Origin of the sequence: Streptomyces sp. NPDC058877 (assembly GCF_042742855.1) — a bacterium.
Taxonomy (GTDB): domain Bacteria; phylum Actinomycetota; class Actinomycetes; order Streptomycetales; family Streptomycetaceae; genus Streptomyces.
The window spans coordinates 12,200-30,306 of record NZ_JBHYMF010000040.1; the positions used below are offsets into that span (position 1 = coordinate 12,200).

Annotated in this window: 17 protein-coding genes; 6 read left to right on the top strand and 11 right to left on the bottom strand. The window is 73.3% G+C overall.

Features of this window, described 5'->3' with window-relative positions; translation table 11 throughout:
- Nucleotides 1-20: 20 nt before the first annotated feature.
- From ACFW2Y_RS12480 to ACFW2Y_RS12490, 3 genes are read right to left on the bottom strand one after another with little or no spacing between them, the layout of a single operon-like run.
- Nucleotides 21-2,639 (bottom strand): cation-translocating P-type ATPase, encoded by a 2,619-nt coding sequence (locus tag ACFW2Y_RS12480; protein ID WP_384877007.1) that lies wholly within the window; start codon nt 2,637-2,639, stop codon nt 21-23.
- Nucleotides 2,640-2,646: 7 nt separating this feature from the next.
- Complete coding sequence (locus tag ACFW2Y_RS12485; RefSeq protein ID WP_384877009.1) at nt 2,647-3,504, bottom strand: universal stress protein; 858 nt, start codon at nt 3,502-3,504, stop codon at nt 2,647-2,649.
- Nucleotides 3,501-4,397: a universal stress protein gene (locus ACFW2Y_RS12490; RefSeq protein ID WP_384877011.1), complete on the bottom strand. Its 897-nt coding sequence runs from the start codon at nt 4,395-4,397 to the stop codon at nt 3,501-3,503. The genes ACFW2Y_RS12485 and ACFW2Y_RS12490 overlap by 4 nt, the downstream gene beginning before the upstream one ends.
- A gap of 249 nt (nt 4,398-4,646) precedes the next feature.
- On the opposite strand from ACFW2Y_RS12490, the gene ACFW2Y_RS12495 reads away from it, so the two are divergent.
- Together ACFW2Y_RS12495 and ACFW2Y_RS12500 are read left to right on the top strand one after the other, a co-directional pair.
- A complete protein-coding gene (locus ACFW2Y_RS12495; protein ID WP_384877013.1) occupies nt 4,647-5,264 on the top strand; it encodes a CBS domain-containing protein in 618 nt (205 codons plus the stop codon).
- Between the two features lie 61 nt (nt 5,265-5,325).
- Entirely contained in the window at nt 5,326-6,276 is a 951-nt protein-coding gene (locus ACFW2Y_RS12500) for an Acg family FMN-binding oxidoreductase (protein WP_384877071.1), read from the top strand.
- 36 nt (nt 6,277-6,312) lie between these two features.
- Here the strand turns inward: ACFW2Y_RS12500 and ACFW2Y_RS12505 are convergent, their stop codons facing one another.
- Complete coding sequence (locus ACFW2Y_RS12505) at nt 6,313-8,703, bottom strand: glycoside hydrolase family 65 protein (RefSeq protein WP_384877014.1); 2,391 nt, start codon at nt 8,701-8,703, stop codon at nt 6,313-6,315.
- Nucleotides 8,700-9,488: an HAD family hydrolase gene (locus ACFW2Y_RS12510; protein WP_384877016.1), complete on the bottom strand. Its 789-nt coding sequence runs from the start codon at nt 9,486-9,488 to the stop codon at nt 8,700-8,702. Before ACFW2Y_RS12510 ends, ACFW2Y_RS12505 begins: the two co-directional genes overlap by 4 nt.
- A 164-nt stretch (nt 9,489-9,652) precedes the next feature.
- Between ACFW2Y_RS12510 and ACFW2Y_RS12515 the strand changes: the two genes are divergently transcribed.
- The 4 genes from ACFW2Y_RS12515 to ACFW2Y_RS12530 all read left to right on the top strand — a co-directional run bounded on the left by ACFW2Y_RS12515 (nt 9,653) and on the right by ACFW2Y_RS12530 (nt 13,178).
- Complete coding sequence (locus ACFW2Y_RS12515; RefSeq protein WP_384877018.1) at nt 9,653-11,080, top strand: MBL fold metallo-hydrolase RNA specificity domain-containing protein; 1,428 nt, start codon at nt 9,653-9,655, stop codon at nt 11,078-11,080.
- A gap of 102 nt (nt 11,081-11,182) precedes the next feature.
- Nucleotides 11,183-11,836, top strand: coding sequence for a CBS domain-containing protein (locus tag ACFW2Y_RS12520; RefSeq protein WP_384877020.1), 654 nt, complete (start codon nt 11,183-11,185; stop codon nt 11,834-11,836).
- Between the two features lie 71 nt (nt 11,837-11,907).
- Nucleotides 11,908-12,513, top strand: a complete 606-nt coding sequence (locus ACFW2Y_RS12525; protein ID WP_384877022.1) for a CBS domain-containing protein — start codon at nt 11,908-11,910, stop codon at nt 12,511-12,513.
- Nucleotides 12,514-12,518: 5 nt separating this feature from the next.
- Nucleotides 12,519-13,178, top strand: coding sequence for a DUF4389 domain-containing protein (locus ACFW2Y_RS12530; RefSeq protein ID WP_384877024.1), 660 nt, complete (start codon nt 12,519-12,521; stop codon nt 13,176-13,178).
- A 99-nt stretch (nt 13,179-13,277) separates the two neighbouring features.
- On the opposite strand, the gene ACFW2Y_RS12535 is transcribed toward ACFW2Y_RS12530, so the two are convergent.
- The 6 genes from ACFW2Y_RS12535 to ppsA form a co-directional block, all read right to left on the bottom strand.
- Nucleotides 13,278-13,874 carry a hypothetical protein gene (locus ACFW2Y_RS12535; protein WP_384877026.1) on the bottom strand — a complete coding sequence of 199 codons (597 nt, stop codon included), beginning with the start codon at nt 13,872-13,874 and terminating at the stop codon, nt 13,278-13,280.
- A 43-nt stretch (nt 13,875-13,917) separates the two neighbouring features.
- Nucleotides 13,918-14,421, bottom strand: a complete 504-nt coding sequence (locus ACFW2Y_RS12540; protein WP_384877028.1) for a flavodoxin domain-containing protein — start codon at nt 14,419-14,421, stop codon at nt 13,918-13,920.
- On the bottom strand, nt 14,418-14,876 hold the full coding sequence (locus ACFW2Y_RS12545; protein ID WP_384877030.1) for an Hsp20/alpha crystallin family protein: 459 nt from the start codon (nt 14,874-14,876) through the stop codon (nt 14,418-14,420). Before ACFW2Y_RS12545 ends, ACFW2Y_RS12540 begins: the two co-directional genes overlap by 4 nt.
- Before the next feature lie 82 nt (nt 14,877-14,958).
- Nucleotides 14,959-15,372 (bottom strand): CBS domain-containing protein, encoded by a 414-nt coding sequence (locus tag ACFW2Y_RS12550; protein ID WP_384877032.1) that lies wholly within the window; start codon nt 15,370-15,372, stop codon nt 14,959-14,961.
- A 55-nt stretch (nt 15,373-15,427) separates the two neighbouring features.
- Nucleotides 15,428-15,613, bottom strand: coding sequence for a hypothetical protein (locus tag ACFW2Y_RS12555; protein WP_384877034.1), 186 nt, complete (start codon nt 15,611-15,613; stop codon nt 15,428-15,430).
- A 2-nt stretch (nt 15,614-15,615) separates the two neighbouring features.
- A complete protein-coding gene (gene ppsA, locus ACFW2Y_RS12560; RefSeq protein WP_384877036.1) occupies nt 15,616-18,039 on the bottom strand; it encodes a phosphoenolpyruvate synthase in 2,424 nt (807 codons plus the stop codon).
- Nucleotides 18,040-18,107: the final 68 nt, after the last annotated feature.

Consider the following 18,107-nt stretch of genomic DNA (forward strand, 5'->3'; position numbering starts at 1 on the left):
CTCGCCGGGCAGAAGCCCCTTCACCGTAGTTCGGGTGTCCGCGATGCTCCAGCCGAGCCGTCCCCGCGATAGGCGGTGCGGACGGATCGCGCGGTGAGGAAGCCGAGCGGGGCACAGGTGGCGGCGAGCCCGACGCCCGCCTCGTCGAGGGGGACGGTCTCCAGGACCGAGCTCAGGAAGGGCACGTACAGCGCGGCCAGGGCCAGTAGGGCCGAGGCGAGAACGCTCAGGGGGAGGAAGGGGTTCTTTCGGGTGAAAAGTCGGGAGCGGAGTCCCAGGACGGCGCCCAGCTGTGCGGCGAGGAGCGCGAGGAAGAGGACGCTCTGCCAGTCGCGGCCGAGGGCCCGGGCACCGAGCGCGGCGGCGAGGGAGCCCGCCGTGACGACTCCGGCCAGGACCAGCAGCCGCTGCCACGCTCCGCCGCCGAGGACGTGCTGGTCCGGCGGGCGGGGCGGACGCCGCATCGTCCCCGGGGAGGCTGGTTCGGCACCCATGGCGACACCGGTGAGGCCGTGCGTCAGGAGGTTGATCCACAGGATCTGTCCCGCCCGCAGGGGCAGCGGCAGCCCCAGGAAGGGGCCGACGAGCATGACGAGGACCTCGGCCGCGCCTCCCGCCATTCCGTAGACGAGGAAGCGCCGGATGTTGTCGTAGACGCGTCGCCCCTCCTCGACGGCCGCCACGACGGTGGACAGCTCGTCATCGGTGAGGACCAGGTCGGCGGCCTGTCGTGCGACCTCCGTCCCGCGGGCCCCCATGGCGACGCCGATGTCGGCGCGGTGCAGGGCGGGACCGTCGTTGACCCCGTCGCCGGTCATGGCGGTGACCGCGCCCCGGGCGCGCCACGCCTCCACGATGTCGAGCTTCTGCTGAGGGTCGGTGCGGGCGAAGACCCGTACCGAGGTCAGGTCGGCGACGCGGCCCGCGGCCACGTCCGCACCGGTGAGGACCCGGTCGTCCGTCTCGGAGCCGCCCAGGAGCGCGACCCGGGACGCCACCGCCCGGGCAGTCGCCGGATGGTCACCGGTGATGAGGACCGGGGTGATGCCGGCAGCCCGGCAGGAGGCGAGCGTGGCGGCGGCGTTCGGCTTGGGCGGGTCGCTGAGCGCGACGAGGCCGAGGAGCGCGAGTCCCGCCTCCGCCGCGGTGACCGGGCTCGGGAGGTCGTCCCGTACGCCCGAGGCGACGGCGAGCACGCGGTACCCCCGTGCGGCCAGCCGTGCGGCCTCCTGCCGTGCCGCGGCGAGCGCGTCCGGGGGGTCACTCAGCACGGCCGGGTCCAGCACGGCTTCGGGGGCGCCCTTCAGACAGACCAGCACCCGTCCCCCACCGGCCGAGTGCACGGTGGTCATGCGCCTGCGGAGGCTGTCGAAGGGGGCTTCCCCGATCCGCGGCCGGGTCCTCGCCAGTTCCTCCTTCGAGGGGCAGCCCATCGCGGTCGCGGCAGCCAGCAGGGCGACCTCCATCGGATCGCCCAGGGCCGTTCCGCCTCCCCCCGACGCTCCGTCGTCCGGGGGCCGCAGCGTCGCGTCGTTGCAGAGGGAAGTCACGGTCAGCAGTTCCGTCGCGGGCCGGGGTCCGTCCGCCGACACCGGTCCCCCGCCCCGGGGCGGCACCTCCGGCGGCTCGTGTTCCGCACCGGACGGGTCGACGCTCCCGAACGGTGTCCAGACCCGTTCGACGACCATGCGCCCCCGAGTCAGGGTGCCGGTCTTGTCGGTGGCGAGCACGGACACCGATCCGAGCGTCTCCACTGCCGGCAGACGCCGGACCAGGGCGTGTCGGGCGGCCATCCGCCGGGCCCCCAGGGCGAGGGCGAGGGTGACGACGGCGGGGAGGGACTCGGGAACGGCCGCCACGGCCAGGCTGATGGCGGTGACCGCCATCGTGCCGAGCGGAAGTCCCCGCACCAGGCCGAGGGCGAAGACCAGGACGCACAGGGCCAGCGTCACGACCGCGAGGACCCGTCCGAGTGCCGCGAGGCGGCGCTGCAGCGGGGTCGGCTCGCGCTCTTCGTCGAGCAGCGTCGCGATGCGGCCGAGGGCTCCGGCGGCCCCCGTCGCCGTCACGGTGGCCACGCCCCGGCCCCGCACGACCACCGTGCCCCCGTTCAGCGCCGTGCCGACCTCCTTGTCCACCGGTACGGACTCACCGGTGAGCATGGACTCGTCCACGAGGAGGGCGGACGCCTCGACGAGCTCGGCGTCTGCCGCGATGACGTCGCCCTCGCCGACCAGCAGCACGTCCCCGGGGACGACCGCCGCCGCCGGCAGGTCGCGTACGACACCGTCCCGCCGGACACGGGCGTGCGGCGCGGTGAGGGCCGAGAGGGCGGCGACGGCGTTGTCGGCCCGGATCTCCTGGGCCACGCCGACGGTGGTGTTCACGAGGACGACCGCGCCGATGACGATCGCATCGGGATGGTCGCCGATCGCGAGCGTCAGCGCGACGGCCGCGAGGAGCACCATGATCAACGGATCGGTCAGCTGGGCCAGGACGCGCCGGTGGAGCCGTACGGGTTTCCTTGCGGTCACTTCGTTGGGGCCGGTGTCGGCGAGCCGGCGTGCGGCTTCCGCCTCGGAGAGGCCCGCCGCGTCCGGCCCCGGCGCGAAGGTCCGGTCCGCCTCCGATGCGGTCATGGCCTGCTCACCGGGCGGGGACGGTGATCACCGGACAATGCGCACGGTGCAGCAGCCCGTGGACGACCGAGCCGACGCGCATCCCCGAGTATCCGCCGTGCCCCCGCCGGCCGACGACGACGGCCAGGGCGTGCTCGGCGGCGTCCGCGAGCACCTCGACGGGGGAACCGAGGAGCACCTCGTGGGTGAGGCGGACGTCGGGGTACTTCTCCGCCCACCCCACGGTCGTCTCCGAGAGCAGACGGCGTTCGGCGTGGAAGAGCACGTCACTCTGCACGGTGAAGACGGGCGGCTGCCAGACGGCAAGGGCGCGCAGGGCGCAGCGCCGGAGGTCGGCCTCCTCGAAGGCCCAGGCCAGGGCGGTGCGTGAGGAGGCGCTGCCGTCGACGCCGACGACCAGATAGGGGGTCTCCTGGGTGGTGTGCTCCACGTCGCCCACGACGACCACCGGGCAACGCGCCGTCGCCGTGACCGGGACGACCAGGGAGCCGGCGCTGAGGAACTCCTCGGTGCGGCTGAGGTGACGGGAACCGAGCACGATCAGGTCGGCGTCGTCGGACAGTCCGGACAGGACTCCAGCGGGAGGACCGTCCAGGAGGGCGGAGGTGGCCCTGACTCCCGGCTGCCGGTTCTGTACCCAGACCAGGGCGGAGCCGAGGGCCTCGGTGGCGTTCTGACGCTGGGCCCGGTGCCGGGCGGTGTCGTCGACGTGCCGCACGTCGTGCCGCGGCGGCACGGCGACGACCAGACGCAGGTCGGCTCCGCGCAGGTGGGCTTCGTCGGCCGCCCAGGCGAGGGCGAGGCGTCCCGTCCTGATCGGGTCGACGCCGACCACGACGGCGCGTCGGTCCATGGTGGGTGTCATGACGTGCTCCCGTGTCCGGGCCCGTGCCGCGGGATGAGATCCACGGGGCAGTGGGCGTGCTGCAACAGGCTGAGCGTGGTCCGTCCCAGGGTGCGCCCGAGGTACCCGGGCGCCCGTCGGCCACCGACGACCAGGAGGCCCGCCCGGTCCGAGGCGTCGACCAGGGCACCGGGCACACTGGGGTCCCGGCGGCCCTCGGTGTGCAGGCTCAAGGACGGGAACTCCTCGCGCATCCGTTCGGAGACCGTGGCCAGCACCCGGACGTGTTGGCGGGCCGCCTCCTCGTCATCGCCGTGCCCCGCGGTCCGCGAGCCGAGGGAAAGCGGCGTTCCCCAGACGTGGAGCAGTTTGAGGGGGACCTTCCGCAGCAGGGCCTCGCGCGCCGCCGCCCGGGCGCAGCCCAGGTCGGTCTCGTTCCTGACCGCGGCCAGGACGGTTCCGGCCCCGGTCGGTTCCGCGCCCCCGCGGACCACCACGACGGGCGTGGTCGCGGCAGCGGCCACCTCCAGGGCGACCGATCCGAGCAGCAGCGCGGAGAAACCGCCGACGCCCCGGTGTCCGACGACGACGGTGCCGGTCCGGGCGGCGGAGCGGCGCAGACAGCCCGGGGCCGCTCCGTCGGCGAGTTCGGTGACGACCGTCAGGTCGGGATGGTGCACGATGACCGTCTCGGCGGTCCGGTCGAGGAGTTCCCGCCCCGCTCGGCGGGCCCCGTCGCCTTCGCCGGGGGGCAGGAAGGCGGTCGGCGCGTCCACCGCGTGGACGAGGCAGAGGGGGCTGCGCCGCACGGCCGCTTCCGCCGCCGCCCAGGTCACCGCCGTGCGGGCGGAAGGCGATCCGTCGACACCGACGACGACCCTGCCGAGGCCGGGACGGGGGGTGGATCCGTCCATGGCTCCTCCTCGTGCGGTCCGGGCGGCGCTTCCGGGGGCATGCCCCCACCCTGGCATCCGGGCACCGGTGGTCGGAGGGCCGCTGGGGCCAACGACGGGGCCAAAGGTCCCCCCTCCGGACGGGGTGCGCATCGAGTCCGTTCGGGCCTGACGGTGGGCCGTTCGGCCCCTCCCGGAGCCGGGTCGCGCGTCGGAGGGTGGTGACGCGGGACGGCGCACCGTCCGCCCCCCTCAGAAGGAGGTGTGGCGATGAAGCACATGAAGGTCGGCGGCCTGATGACCGACGGCGTGGTCTCCGCCCTTCCCGCGACGTCGTTCAGGGACGTGGTGAAGATGCTCGCCGAGAACGACATCAGCGGGGTTCCCGTCGTGGACGGGGACGACCGCGTCGTGGGCGTCGTGTCCGAGAGCGACCTCCTGGCCCGCCACGACCTGACGGCCGGAGAGCTGATGACGAGTCCGGCCGTCACGGTCCACGCCGAGGAAACGGTCGCGGACGCGGCGCGGCTGATGGTGCGCCGCGGAGTCGAACGCCTCCCCGTCGTCGACGAGGAGGAACGCCTGGTCGGCATCGTGACCCGCCGCGACCTGCTCTGCGTCTACCTCCGCCCGGACGCGGAGGTGCGGCGCCGCATCCGCGAGGACGTCCTCGCGGGGGCCATGGAGCTGTCCGGGGACGCGGTGGACGTGCACGTCCTCGACGGCGTGGCGACGCTCTCCGGGCGGATCAGGCGACGGAGCCAAGCCCTGGTGCTCGTCGAACTCGCCGAGAGGGTGGACGGGGTGGTCGCCGTCGTGGACCGGTTGTCCTTCCAGGAGGACGACAGGCGTCCCGCTTCGCCCAGCCGGGCCCCCCTCTCCCGGTGACCGACCTCAGACAGGACGAACCGTGTCTCCCACCGCTCTGACCCGACCGCTCGTGACCTCGATGGTCGAGGACGCCGTCACGGCCCCCTCGATGCACAATGCGCAGCCCTGGAAGTTCGTCGCCGGGACGGACACCGGGACCGTCGCGCTGTACGGCGATCCTCAGCGCGCCATGCCGCGTGAGGACCCCTCCCACCGCGCCCTCCACCTGGGCTGCGGTGCCGCCCTGTTCTGCCTCCGGGTCTCCGCCGCGCACCGGGGCCTCCGGCCGGTGGTGCGGCTGTTGCCTTCTGCGGACGACCCCTGGCACCTCGCCGACGTGCGCTTCGACGGTCCCGAGGGCGCCGACGGCGACCTCGGGGTGCTCCACCCGGCCCTGGGGCAGCGGCACACCAGCCGCTTCCCCTTCACGGAGGAGCGGATTCCGCCCGAAGTGACCGACGGTCTCCGTGCCGCGGCCCTGCTGGAGGGGTGTCGGCTCGTCGTGCCGGGGGCGTGGCACACCGACACCGTCATGGGCCTCGTGCACGCCTCCGAACTGTTCGAGGCCGCGGACGAGGCCGTGCGCGCGGAGATCGCGGCCTGGACCCGCACGGGCGCGGCCGGGGAGGGGCCCGACACCGAGGGCATCCCCGCGTACGCCTTCGGGCCCAGGCAGTACGACGTGACCTCCCCGGTCAGGAACTTCGGCACCCCCCGCCAGGTCCCCGATCGTGCCGCGGCGCGCTTCGAGAAGGCGCCTCAGATCGCGCTGCTCGGGACGGTCGGCGACGGTCAGGAGGATTGGTTGAGGGCCGGCCAGGCCATGCAGCGGGTCCTCCTGCAGGCCACGCTGGACGGTCTCGCCACGTCGCTCATGTCCCAACCGCTGGAGTGGCCCGAGCTCCGTTCCGACGCCCGCGATCCGGGTTCGACGATCGGTTTCGTCCACATGGTGATCCGTCTGGGCTACGGCCCCCGGGGACGCGCCACGCCCCGTCGGCCCGTCTCCGAGGTGCTCGCCTTCAGCTGATCCTCCCCTCCGGTCCTCTCCTGGCGGCGGAGCCCGTCACAGCCGGAACCAGCGCTCCTGGCCGGGCTCGACCGCGAGTCGGCGGTCGCCGGGGAGGACGACGGTGAGCGGGCCCGCCGGTGAGTGGGGCACCCGGACGGCCAACCGGCCGGGCAGGAACCGCAGGCGCACCCCCCGGTGGCGGCCGACGCACAGGGTGAAGGCGAACCGCGGGATCTGGGCCAACGGCACCGGAGCCACCCTGAGTCCCTCGGGTCCCGTCTCCAGGCCGGTGATCCCGCGTTCGACGAGGTCGATCGTGCCGGCCATGGCACCGAGGTGGACGCCCTCGCCCGTCGTCCCGCCCTGGACGTCGGCCACGTCGGCGAGCAGGGCCTCCTCGCAGTGGCGCCAGGCGTCGGCGCCCTTCTGCCGGGCCAGCACCCAGCCGTGGACGAGGCTGCTGAGCGTGGATCCGTGACTGGTGCGCCGCAGGTGGTATGAGACGGTCGCGCGCCAGGTCTCGTCGTCCAGCGGGTAACCGAGCCGACGGAAGAGTCCGTACAGCTCCTCGGCCCGGAAGAGGTAGCCCAGCATGAGGGTGTCGGCCTGCTTGGACGCCTGGTAGCGGTTGACCGTGTCCCCCTCGGCCTCCAGGATCCGGTCGAGCCTCCGGACGTCTCCGTACCGGGCCCGATAGGCGTCCCAGTCGAGCTCCGCCAGGTCGCCGTACCCCTCGAACTGGCTCACCACCCCCTGGTGGAACGGAACGTACAGGCGACGGGACACCTCTTCCCAGCGGGCGAGTTCGTCGTCGTCGAGCGACAGTTGCTCCGCCAGCTCCGAGCGGCGGGCCCCGGGCAGTTCGTCGAGCAGGTCGAGGCCGTGTGCGAGCACCCAGGCGGCCGTCACATTGGTGTAGGCGTTGTCGTCGATGCCGGGGGTCACCACACCGGGGTAGGCGTCGTGGTACTCGTCGGGCCCCACGACCCCCCGGATGCGGTAGCGGTCGAGCGCCGGATCGTAGGCGGCGGTGCCGGCCCAGTAGCGGGCGACCTCAAGCAGCATCTCCGCACCGGCCGAGTGCAGGAACCCCCGGTCGCCGGTGGCCTGGGCATGGCGCCAGACGTTGTACGCGACGGCGGAGCCGACGTGGCGCTGGAGCCGCGAGTGATCGGCCAGCCAGCGGCCGGAGCGCGGGTTGAGGTGGAGCTCCTGGGTCTCTTCGCGTCCCGAACTCGCGCTCTGCCAGGGGTACATGGCTCCCCGTTCGCCGGCGGCACGGGCCGCGGCGCGGGCCGCCGGCAGACGGCGGTGGCGGTACATCAGGAGCGCCCGGGCGACTTCCGGGAAGTGGAGGTCGAGGTAGGGCAGCACGAAGAGCTCGTCCCAGAAGACGTGCCCCCGGTAGGCCTCGCCGTGCAGTCCGCGTGCGGGGACGCCCACGTCGAGGTCGGCCGTGTGCGGGGAGAGCGTCTGCAACAGGTGGAACACGTGCAGGCGCAGGATGCGTCCCGCCTCCCCGGGCACGTGGAGTTCGCCCTGTTCCCACACGCGGCGCCAGGCCGCCCGGTGGGCGGCCAGGAGCCGGGGGAAGGCCGGGGCCTGTTCGATGGCGTCGACGGCCGCGGCGAGCGGGTCGGCGGCCGGCCAGTCCAGCGAGGTGCACAGCGCCAGGGTCTTCACGACGGTCACCGACCGGCGGGGCACGATCGGCAGGCGGTAGGTCTGCACGGTGCCGTCCGCCGAGGCGGTCTCCCACGCGGGCCGTTCGGGGTGGGTGGTGGTCCGCACGGCCAGGGCGATCGTGACGCCGGGGTCGGTCGTGCGGCAGGAGAGCCGGGCCGTTCCACCGGGTTCGAACCCGGCCCGGACGTGGGTGAGGTGGTGCCCGTCGAGGTGCCGGTAGCGCTCGACCCCGGCGTTGGTGACGGTGCCGTCGAGGAGGGACTGCACCTCGACGGAGCCGCGCCAGCCGTAGGCGCGGAACAGGCTGTGCTGGGCCGCGAGACCGGGATCGCCCATGTGGACGACGCGGACGTGGCTGACCCGCAGGCCCCGTCCGCGGGCGTCCTCGAAGAACAGGCGTCGGGTGAGCACCCCTGAGCGCAGGTCGAGTTGCACGTCGGAGTGGCGGAGTGCGGCTGCGTCGGGCGTCAACCAGTCGCCGGGAGGCCCGTCGTCCGGGAGGCAGCGGTAGCGCAGCAGCGTCCAGTTCGGGAGGTTGACGAGGTCCTCGTTCTCGACCCGCTCTCCTGCGACGACCGAAGTGCGCCGGTCGTAGCAGCCGGCCAGATAGGTGCCCGGGTAGTGGGCGCCTCCGGCGGCGCACTCGGGTGCGGAGCCCCGGGTGGCGAACCGGCCGTTGCCGAGGGTGCAGAGGGCTTCGACCAGGGGCTCGCGTCCCGGGTCGTAGTGGTCGTAGCTCCAGGTCCAGTCGTGGGTCATCCGCGGTCGCTCCATATGCTCCGGACCAGCGTCACGAGATCGGGCACCACCAGGTCGGCGCCCTGTCGGCGCAGCGGGGCGGTCGCGCTCCGGGGTGCGGTGCGGTCGACGCCGACGACCAGGCCGAAGCCGCCGCGGCGCGCCGCCGCGACTCCGGCGAGCGCGTCCTCGACGACCGCGGTCTCCGGGGGGCGGAGGCCGAGGAGGGCTGCGGCCCTCAGGAACAACGCCGGATCCGGCTTGCCGGCGAGGCCCAGCCGGGCGGCGTCCTCCCCGTCCACGATCCCGGCGAGGAGGTCGGCGAGCCCGGCGGCACGGATCAGTGCACGGGCGTGCCGGGAGGCGGACACCGCGACACAGGGCACTCCTGCCGAGCGGAGCGCCGTGAGGGCGGGGCGGGCGTCCGGGAAGGCGCGGACGCCCTCGGTACGGACGAGGTCGACGAACGCCCGTTCCTTGCGCGCCGCCACCGCCCAGACGGTCGCGCATCCGGGCGGGTCGCGGGGCGTTCCGGCGGGCAGCCCGAGGCCCCGGGCCGCGAGGACGGCCGCTGCCCCCTCGTAGCGGGGCCGGCCGTCGACGAACCGGCGGTACTCGGCATCGGCGTCGAAGGGCGGCTGCTCGCCGTCCGCGACCGCCTCCAGACAGGGGTCCAGCGCGGCCTTCCAGGCCGCCGCGTGCAGACCGGCCGAGTCGAGGAGCACGCCGTCCGTGTCCAGGACGAGGGCCCGCGGCGGACCGGCGCGGGAACTCCGGCCCGGCCCCGGTGCGACGGGCGGTTTCACGGGGCCCACCGGCCCGCCGCTCCCGTCGCCGCGGTGCCCCCCGGTCGCGGTCCGCCCGCGCATGGGCCGGTCGGCCCCCGGGAGGGGCCCGTACGGACTCTCCGGGCGGGTCCGGTCCGCGTGCGAGGGTGGGACCAGGTGGGCGTTCCGAAGGAGGGCCGGTCATGTCCGAGGCAACCCCGAGCACGGCGCCCGTGACGCCGCGACCGGCCCTGCTCAGCTTCCTGGGCGGGGTGGGTACGGTCACGGGAAGCAAGTTCCTGGTGGAGAGCGACCATGCGCGGATCCTCCTCGACTGCGGACTCTTCCAGGGTTTCGCGGCTCTGCGCCGCCGCAACTGGGAGCGGTTCGCCCGGGACGCGGCGGACGTCGACGCCGTGGTCGTCACCCACGCCCACCTCGACCACTGCGGCTATCTGCCCCGCCTCGTCCGCCAGGGCTTCCGGGGGCCGATCCTGACCAGCGCGGCCACGGCCCGGCTGGCCGGGATCGTGTTGCGCGACAGCGCGCGGCTCCAGATGGAGGCGGCCCGGCACGCGAACGAACACGGCTGGTCGAAGCACCGCCCGGCCAAGCCGCTGTACGACGACTCCGACGTCGAGAAGACGCTCGCGTTCTTCGACCCGGTGCCGGTGGGCGCCGAGGTGGAGGTCATGGCCGGGACCAGGCTCCGGCTGCACCACGGAGGCCACATCCTGGGCTCGGCGTGGGCGCACCTGACCCTGGAGGACGGGCACGCCCTGGCGGTCTCCGGCGACCTCGGTCGGCCCGGCCACCCGCTGCTGCTGCCGCCCGAGCCGTTCTCGGGTGCGGACGTGCTGCTGCTGGAGTCCACGTACGGCGACCGGCGGCACGACCAGGCGTCCGCGAGGTCGGAATTCGCCGCCGTGATCGCACGGGCCCTCGCCCGGGGCGGCACCGTCGTCATCCCCGCCTTCGCGATCGACCGCACCGAAGTCGTCCTGCACGAGCTGACCCGGCTGCGCGAGACCGGCGTCCTGCCGCGGTCGGTCCCGGTGTACGTGGACAGTCCGATGGCCCTGGCCGCGCTCGACGTGTACCGGGAGGCGGTGCGACAGGGCTCCGCGGAGCTTCGGCCGGAGATCCTCGCCGAGGGCGAGGCGGCGCTGAGGCCGGAGCCGTTCCTCGCCGCACGGACGGTGCAGGAGTCCATCGAGATCAACCACGTCGAGGGTCCCGCCGTGATCGTCTCCTCGGCCGGCATGGCCACCGGCGGCCGGGTCCTGCACCATCTGCGCAGGTTGCTCCCCGATCCCCGCAACGCCGTCGTGGTGGTCGGCTTCGCCGCGGCCGGCACCCGCGCACGGGACCTGGTGGACGGGGTGCGCACGCTGAAGATGTTCGGCGAGTACGTCCCCGTACGGGCCGAGGTGGCCGACGTTCCGCACTTCTCGGCCCATGCCGATGCGGAGCAGATCGTCGACTGGCTGCGCGGCGCTCCTCCGCCGCACACCACCTACCTGGTGCACGGCGAACCGACCGCGTCCGTCGCCCTGCGCGACCGCATCGACCACGAATTGGGCTGGACGGCCGTCGTCCCGCGCTCCGGCGAGGCCGTCCTCGTCCGTTGACCCGGGCCGTTCGGACCCCGGAGGTGCCCTGCGCGGCCCTCCCGGCGTCCGGCCCGGTACAGGACGCTGGGGGAAAGAGGAGCAGGAGGACAGGAGCGGGCCATGAGCGACCAGCCGTTCACCGTCGCCGACGTGATGACCAAGAGGGTCGTCGCCGTCCAGCCCGGGGCGGAGTTCAAGGAGATCGTCGCCGCCATGGAGCGGTGGGGGGTGACCGCGGTACCGGTCATCGAGGGCGAAGGCCGTGTGGTCGGGGTGGTTTCCGAGGCGGACCTGCTCCTCAAGGAGGAGTTCCACGACCACCGCCCCGGCCTCGTGGAGCAGTTGCACCGGGGGAAGGCCACGGCCAAGGCCGGCTCTCGCCGGGCCGAGGACCTGATGACCTCGCCCGCCGTCACCGTCGATCCGGGTGCGTCCCTTCCCCGGGCGGCCCGTCTCATGGCCGCCCGTCGGGTCAAGCGGCTGCCGGTCGTGGACGCGAGCGGCACCATCCAGGGGATCGTCAGCAGGGCCGACCTCCTCAAGGTCTTCCTCCGTACGGACGAGGACCTCGCCGCCGAGGTGCGGCGCGAGGTCGTCGAGCACCTGTTTCCCCTCTCCCACCGGCAGGTGGAGGTCCGTGTCGACGGCGGTGTCGTGACCCTGTCCGGCGAGATCCGCGACACGGCGCGCGTGCCGCTCGCGGTCCGCCTCACCCGGGCCGTCGAAGGGGTCGTGGACGTGCGGTGCGAGCTCACCGCCGAGGACCGGACATAGCCTGGGCCGGCACCGCTGCTCCCGGGCCGGTGGGGACGGGCAGGGGTGACGAGAAGAGAGGATGGCGAGCGATGAGGCACCGCAGCGTCGCGGATCTGATGACCCCCACGGCCGTCAGCGTCCTTCCGGGGACGACGTTCAAGGAGATCGCCCGGCTCCTGGACGAGTTCGACATCACCGCCGTGTGCGTGGTGGACGGGGCGAACCGTCCCCTGGGCGTGGTCTCGGAAGCGGACCTCGTGCGCCGCCGCTCGGCCGGTGCCGGACCCGACACGGCGGGCGCGCTCATGACGAGTCCCGCCGTGGTCGCCCGGCCCGACTGGAGCGCGGTGCGCGCCGCCCGGGTGATGGACCGCGCCAAGGTCAAGCGCTTGCCCGTGGTCGACGACGACGGACGGCTCGTGGGCGTCCTCAGCCGCAGCGACCTCGTGCAGTTGTTCCTGCGCCGGGACCGGGCGATCCAGGAGGAGATCGTCGAGGACGTCATCACCCACACCCTGGGGCTGAGCCCTTCCGCACTGTCGGTGGAGGTCGTGGACGGCAAGGTCACGCTCAGCGGCACGGTCGACCGCCGTGGCATCGTGCCCGTGCTCCTCAGGCTCTGCAACAGCGTCGACGGCGTCGTGGGGGTCGTCGACCGACTCGCGTACGGCGACGAGGAACCGACGAGGAAGTGACGACCATGAACACCCCGAGCATCCCGTCCGCTCCCGTGGCGGTGACGGCCGAACTCGACGGCCGGCTGTCCCGCTGGCTCTGGTTGGTCAAGTGGATCCTGGTGATTCCGCACTGGATCGTGCTGTTCTTCCTCTGGATCGCGTTCTTCGTGGTGACGGTGATCGCCTTCTTCGCCATCCTCTTCACCGAGCGCTACCCGCGGGCCCTCTTCGACTTCAACCTCGGGGTGCTCCGGTGGTCCTGGCGCGTCGCGTACTACGCGTACGGAGCCCTCGGGACCGACCGCTACCCGCCCTTCAGCCTGGGGCCCGAACCGGACTATCCGGCACGGCTCGACATCGCCTACCCGAAGCGGCTGTCCCGCTCGCTGGTCCTGGTCAAGTGGTGGTTGCTCGCCGTCCCCCACTACCTGGTGCTCGTCTTCCTCACCGGAGGCATGCGCGGCGGCTGGTGGAGCGGCGGCCTGATCACCCTGCTCGCGCTCATCGCCGGCTTCGCCGTGGCCTTCACCGAGCGGTATCCGCGCGACCTGTTCGACCTGGTCGTCGGGTTGAACCGCTGGGTCCTGCGGGTCGCCGCCTACGCGAGCCTGATGACGGACGTCTACCCGCCCTTCCGCCTCGACCAGGGCGGCGCGGAACCGGCCTCCGGCGACTCCCGCTGAGGGCTTCGCCGTTCCGGGGCGGGACGGTCGTCCTGCTCCGGGACGGGACGGTCAGCCGATTCCGGGGCGGGACGGTCAGCCGATTCCGGGGCGGGGCGGTCACTCGTCATCGCCCTCCGGCGGTCCGCCCGGCCTCCGGAGCCGTCCCGACCACTCGGGTTCGACCTGCTCCCACTCCTGTTCCCAGGCCGCGAACCGACGGGTTCGGGCACTCCTGCCGGCCAGGACGAGCAGGCCCGCTCCGGCCGCTCCGACGGCGGCCGTGGCCAGGCTTCCGCCCAGGAGCGAGGTCAGTGCGCGGTCGGCAGTACCGCCCGGGGGCCGGGCAGGGGTGCCCGTGTCGTCGACCCAGATGGTCACGGTGTGCTCGGGGGGCGTCCCGGCGGGGACGTGGATCGACCCGGACCGGCGGACGTTCTCGGGGTACTGCCAGACCGCCGGTGCGACGGCCCTCGGGGCCGCGCCGTAGCGGGCGGTGGCGGGCGGGGCCTCGGCCGGCCCCGTGGTGGTGGCCGAGACCTGGTGGCGGTGGAGGGCGAGTTCACGGTCGGTCCTGGCCCCGGTGTTCCACAGGCTCACGGCGGCGACGGCGCCGCACGCCAGGGCGATCACCAGGACCAGGACCAGTGCGACGCGCCCGCCGGGAACCCTCCCGGACGGAATGCGTCCCGGGTCCGGCGGCGTGTGACGGTGCATGACACACCTCCGGGTGGATCGGCCGGCGGGACCGTGTCGCCGGTCAGCTCGTGGTGCCGAGGTCGGTCCCGATGTGATGGGCCCACTCCTGGATCCGTGCCGGGTTCCGGAAGTCCCCGCCCTTGCCGTGACGGACCATGGACCGGGCGATCAGGTCGGGGTTGTCGGCGGTCACGGCACCGCCGAAGGTGATGTGCTCCCGCGCGCCGAGCCGTTTCATCCGCCGGGCGACGCCGCGCACGGGTGGGATGTCGTGCCGTTCGGCCGAGTCGTCGACGGGACCGCTGCTGAACAACCAGACCGGTCGTCGGCGGAGTTGCTCGGCGTTGCGCCGGGCGCAGCGACGCGCCTTGCCGTTCCACCGGCCCGCGTAGAGGGCTCCGCCGAGGACGACGCCGTCGTAGCCGCTGACGTCGCTGACGGTGTCGGCCGGCAGGACGACGGCGTCGATGCCGTCGGCCTGGAGCGTCCGGCCTATCTCGTCGGCTATTCCCTTGGTCGCGCCGTGCTTGCTGCCGTAGGCGACCAGGACCCGCTTGCGGTTCATGCCCGTTCGCCTCCGCTCGTGGTGTCGATGCGCTTCACCGGAATGCTCCGTCCGGTCGTGGCCGTCTCGTCCGGCATCGGGATGCGCACGGTGAGGATGCCGTCCGCGTACGACGCCTCGACGTCGTCGGCGGGGATCGTGGCCGGGAGCCGGACGGTCCTGCGGAACGATCCGTAGCGGAACTCCGAGTGCTCCTTGTCCTCCGTGCTCTCGCCGTGCTCCGCGCTCACCGTGATGAGGTTGTCGTCGACGGTGATGGAGATGTCGTGCTCGGGGTCCATTCCCGGGAGCTCGGCCCGGAGCACGTACGCGCCGTCGCCGCTGCTCACCTCGACGGGAATGGAGTGGGCCGCCGCGCCGGGCCGCCACCCGGGCAGCCCGGGGAACTCCCTGCCGAACCAGTCGTTGAAGTCCGGGAAGAGGCTGTGCCTGCGCTCCACCTTGCCTGTGGTCATCGTTCTGCTCCTCGTGTGCGGGGCCCCGGCGGGTCGCCACGGGTCCGGGTCGGTGAGGACGGCCACCGGGGCCTGGATGCCGTCAGCAGCAGATCTCCTCGACGAAGTGCCCCACCCGTTCTTCCGGGAGGTGGCGGGCCAGGTCTGCCTCGCTGATCATGCCGATCAGGCGGTGGTCCTCGATCACGGGCAGCCGCCGGATGCGGTGGTCCTGCATGGTGCGGAGCACCTGTTCGCTGTCCGCGTCGGCGGCCACGGTGATCGGCTTGCCCTGGGCGAGGTGCCCCGCGGTCATCCGCGCCGGGTCCTTGCCCTTGGCCAGACACTTCACCACGATGTCCCGGTCGGTGATGATGCCGTGGAGCCGGTTGTCCGGCCCGCAGATGGGCAGTGCGCCGACGTCCAGTTCGCTCATGCGGCGTGCGGCGTCCACCAGGGTCTCGTTCTCCTGCACACAGCTCGCACCGGTGTGCATGATGTCCCTCGCCGTGGTCATGGTCTCGTTCTCCTTTCCGCCCCCCTGTTGGTCGTCCCGGTCCAAGCACTGCGGTTCAGAGGAAGAGCGCCGACACCCGGACGGTCTGGACCGGACGGCCGGGTCGCCCGGCCGGCGCCTCCGGGAACCGTTGGCGGGTCCCGCCCCGCCCGGACGACGGGTCTCCCCCGGGCGTCCGTCGCCCGCGCCGGGCCGGCGGCTCGGCGTCCCGGACGACCCGGTGCCGTGTCTTCCTGGGCATGGTCACTCCTCCTTCCGTACGGGGGCGTTCCCCCGCGTCGACTCGGCCCGGGCCACGTGCCCCTTGACCGCGGCGAAGCTGTCCGGTGCCACCGAGATCGAGTCGAGTCCGGCATCGACCAGGATCGCGGTGAACGCCGGGTCATCGCTGGGCCGTTGCCCGCAGAGCCCGACCGGACGGCCGGCCTCGTGGGCCCGGGCGACGAGGGTCCTGATGCTGCGGACGACGGCCGGGTCCCGCTCGTCGAAGACGTGGGCGAGGGCTTCTGAGTCCCGGTCGACGCCGAGGGTGAGCTGGGTCAGGTCGTTGCTGCCGATCGAGAACCCGTCGAAGCGTTCGGCGAACTCACGGGCCAGGACGACGTTGGACGGTATCTCGGCCATGACGTAGACCCGGAGCCCGTTCTCGCCGCGCACCAGCCCTTCTCCGGCCATCACCGCGAGCACGCGGTCGGCCTCGTCGAGGGTGCGGCAGAAGGGAATCATGACGATCACGTTCGTCAGTCCCATCCCGTCGCGCACCCGACGCAGCGCGCGGCATTCGAGGGCGAAGCCCTCGCGGTAACCGTCGCTGTAGTACCGGCTCGCCCCGCGCCAACCGATCATGGGATTGGCCTCGTCCGGTTCGAACGGGCGGCCTCCCAGGAGTTTGGCGTACTCGTTGGTCTTGAAGTCGCTGGTGCGCACGACGACGGGTGCCGGCCAACGCGAGGCGGCGATGCGGGCGATGCCGTGGGCCAGCCGGTCCACGAAGTACTGTCCGCGGTCGCGCCGCCCTTCGGTGATCCGCTCGACGAGCTTTCGGTCCTGCGCGTCGAGCCGCTCCGGGTGCAACAGGGCCATCGGGTGGACCTTCACCTGGTGGGCGACGACGAACTCCAGGCGAGCGAGCCCCACGCCGTCGGCGGGCAGCCGCCACCAGCGGAACGCGGCCGAGGGGTCGGCGAGGTTCAGCATCACCCGGGTCCTGGTGGCGGGCAGTTCCGCGAGGTCGGTCAGGGTCTCCTCGTAGGGCAGCAGGCCGTCGTAGACGCGTCCGCTGTCTCCTTCGGCGCAGGAGACCGTCACCTCTCGGCCCGCCCGCAGGATCCGGGTGCCGTCTCCGGTGCCCACCACGGCGGGGACGCCGAGCTCACGGCTGACGATGGCCGCGTGGGACGTCCGGCCGCCGTGGTCGGTGACGATGGCCGCGGCCCGTTTCATGACGGGCTCCCAGTCCGGGTCGGTGACGGAGGTGACCAGGACGCCCCCCGGTGGGAACCGGTCGAGGTCCACGGGGGCGTCCAGCGCGACCACCGGGCCCTGGCCGATCGCCTCGCCGACGGCGATGCCCTCGACGAGCGGTTCCCCCGGAGCGGTGGTGAGCCGGCAGCGGGTGAGCGTCGCACCGCGACGTCGCGACTGCACCGTTTCGGGGCGGGCCTGGACGATCCAGAGCTCGCCCGTGCGACCGTCCTTGGCCCACTCGACATCCATCGGGCAGCCGTAGTGCTCCTCCAGGGCGACCGCCCAGCCGGCCAGCGCACGGACCTCCGCATCGTCAAGGACCCGTTGGTTCCGCTCCTCGGCGGGGGTGTCCACGGTGCGCGTCGACCCGGTGTCCGCGTAGACGGTCTTGAGCCGCTTGCTGCCGATACGGACGTCGATCACGGGGTCGAGGCGGGGGTCCTTGGCACTCGGCTTGAAGACCGTGTACTCATCGGGGTCGACCCGTCCGCTGACCACGGTCTCCCCCAGGCCCCAGGCGGCACTCACCACGACCACGTCGGGGAAGCCGCTCTCCGGGTCGAGGGTGAAGGCGACCCCGGCGCCGGCGAGGTCGGAGCGGACCATCAGTTGGACGCCGACGGACAGGGCGACGGCGAGGTGGTCGTAGCCCGTCCGCTCGCGGTAGTCGATCGCCCGGTCGGTGAACAGCGAGGCGTAGCAGCGGGTGCAGGCGTCCAGCAGGGCATCGGCACCACGGACGTTCAGATAGGTCTCCTGCTGTCCGGCGAAGCTCGCCTCGGGCAGGTCCTCGGCCGTCGCACTGCTGCGCACGGCCACTTCGGGGTCCTCCCGCCCTGCTTCCCGGGCCAGCTGGCGGTACGCCGTGAGGACCGCGTCCTGCAGGGCTGCGGGCAGCGGTTCGGCGAGGAAGAGGGACCGCATGGCCGCCCCGACCTCGTCGAGTCGGGCACCCGCGTGCAGCCGGTCGATCTGTGCCGCGACGCGGCGACGGAGGTCGTGGGAGTCGAGCAGTTCCCCGTACGCGTCCGCGGTGGTGGCGAAGCCCGGGGGGACCCGGATGCCGGCGGCGCCGAGCCGGTTGGTCATCTCTCCCAGTGAGGCGTTCTTGCCGCCCACGCGGCTCACGTCGTCCCGTCCCAACTCGGTGAACGGGAGGACGCGGGGAGCCCGTTCCTTCGTTTCCCTACTCGTCTCCATGGTGCTCCGGCCTCCTCCATGCGGCCGGGGCCGGGCGGCCGGGTCGCCGGGGGTGGGGGGTCAGGGGG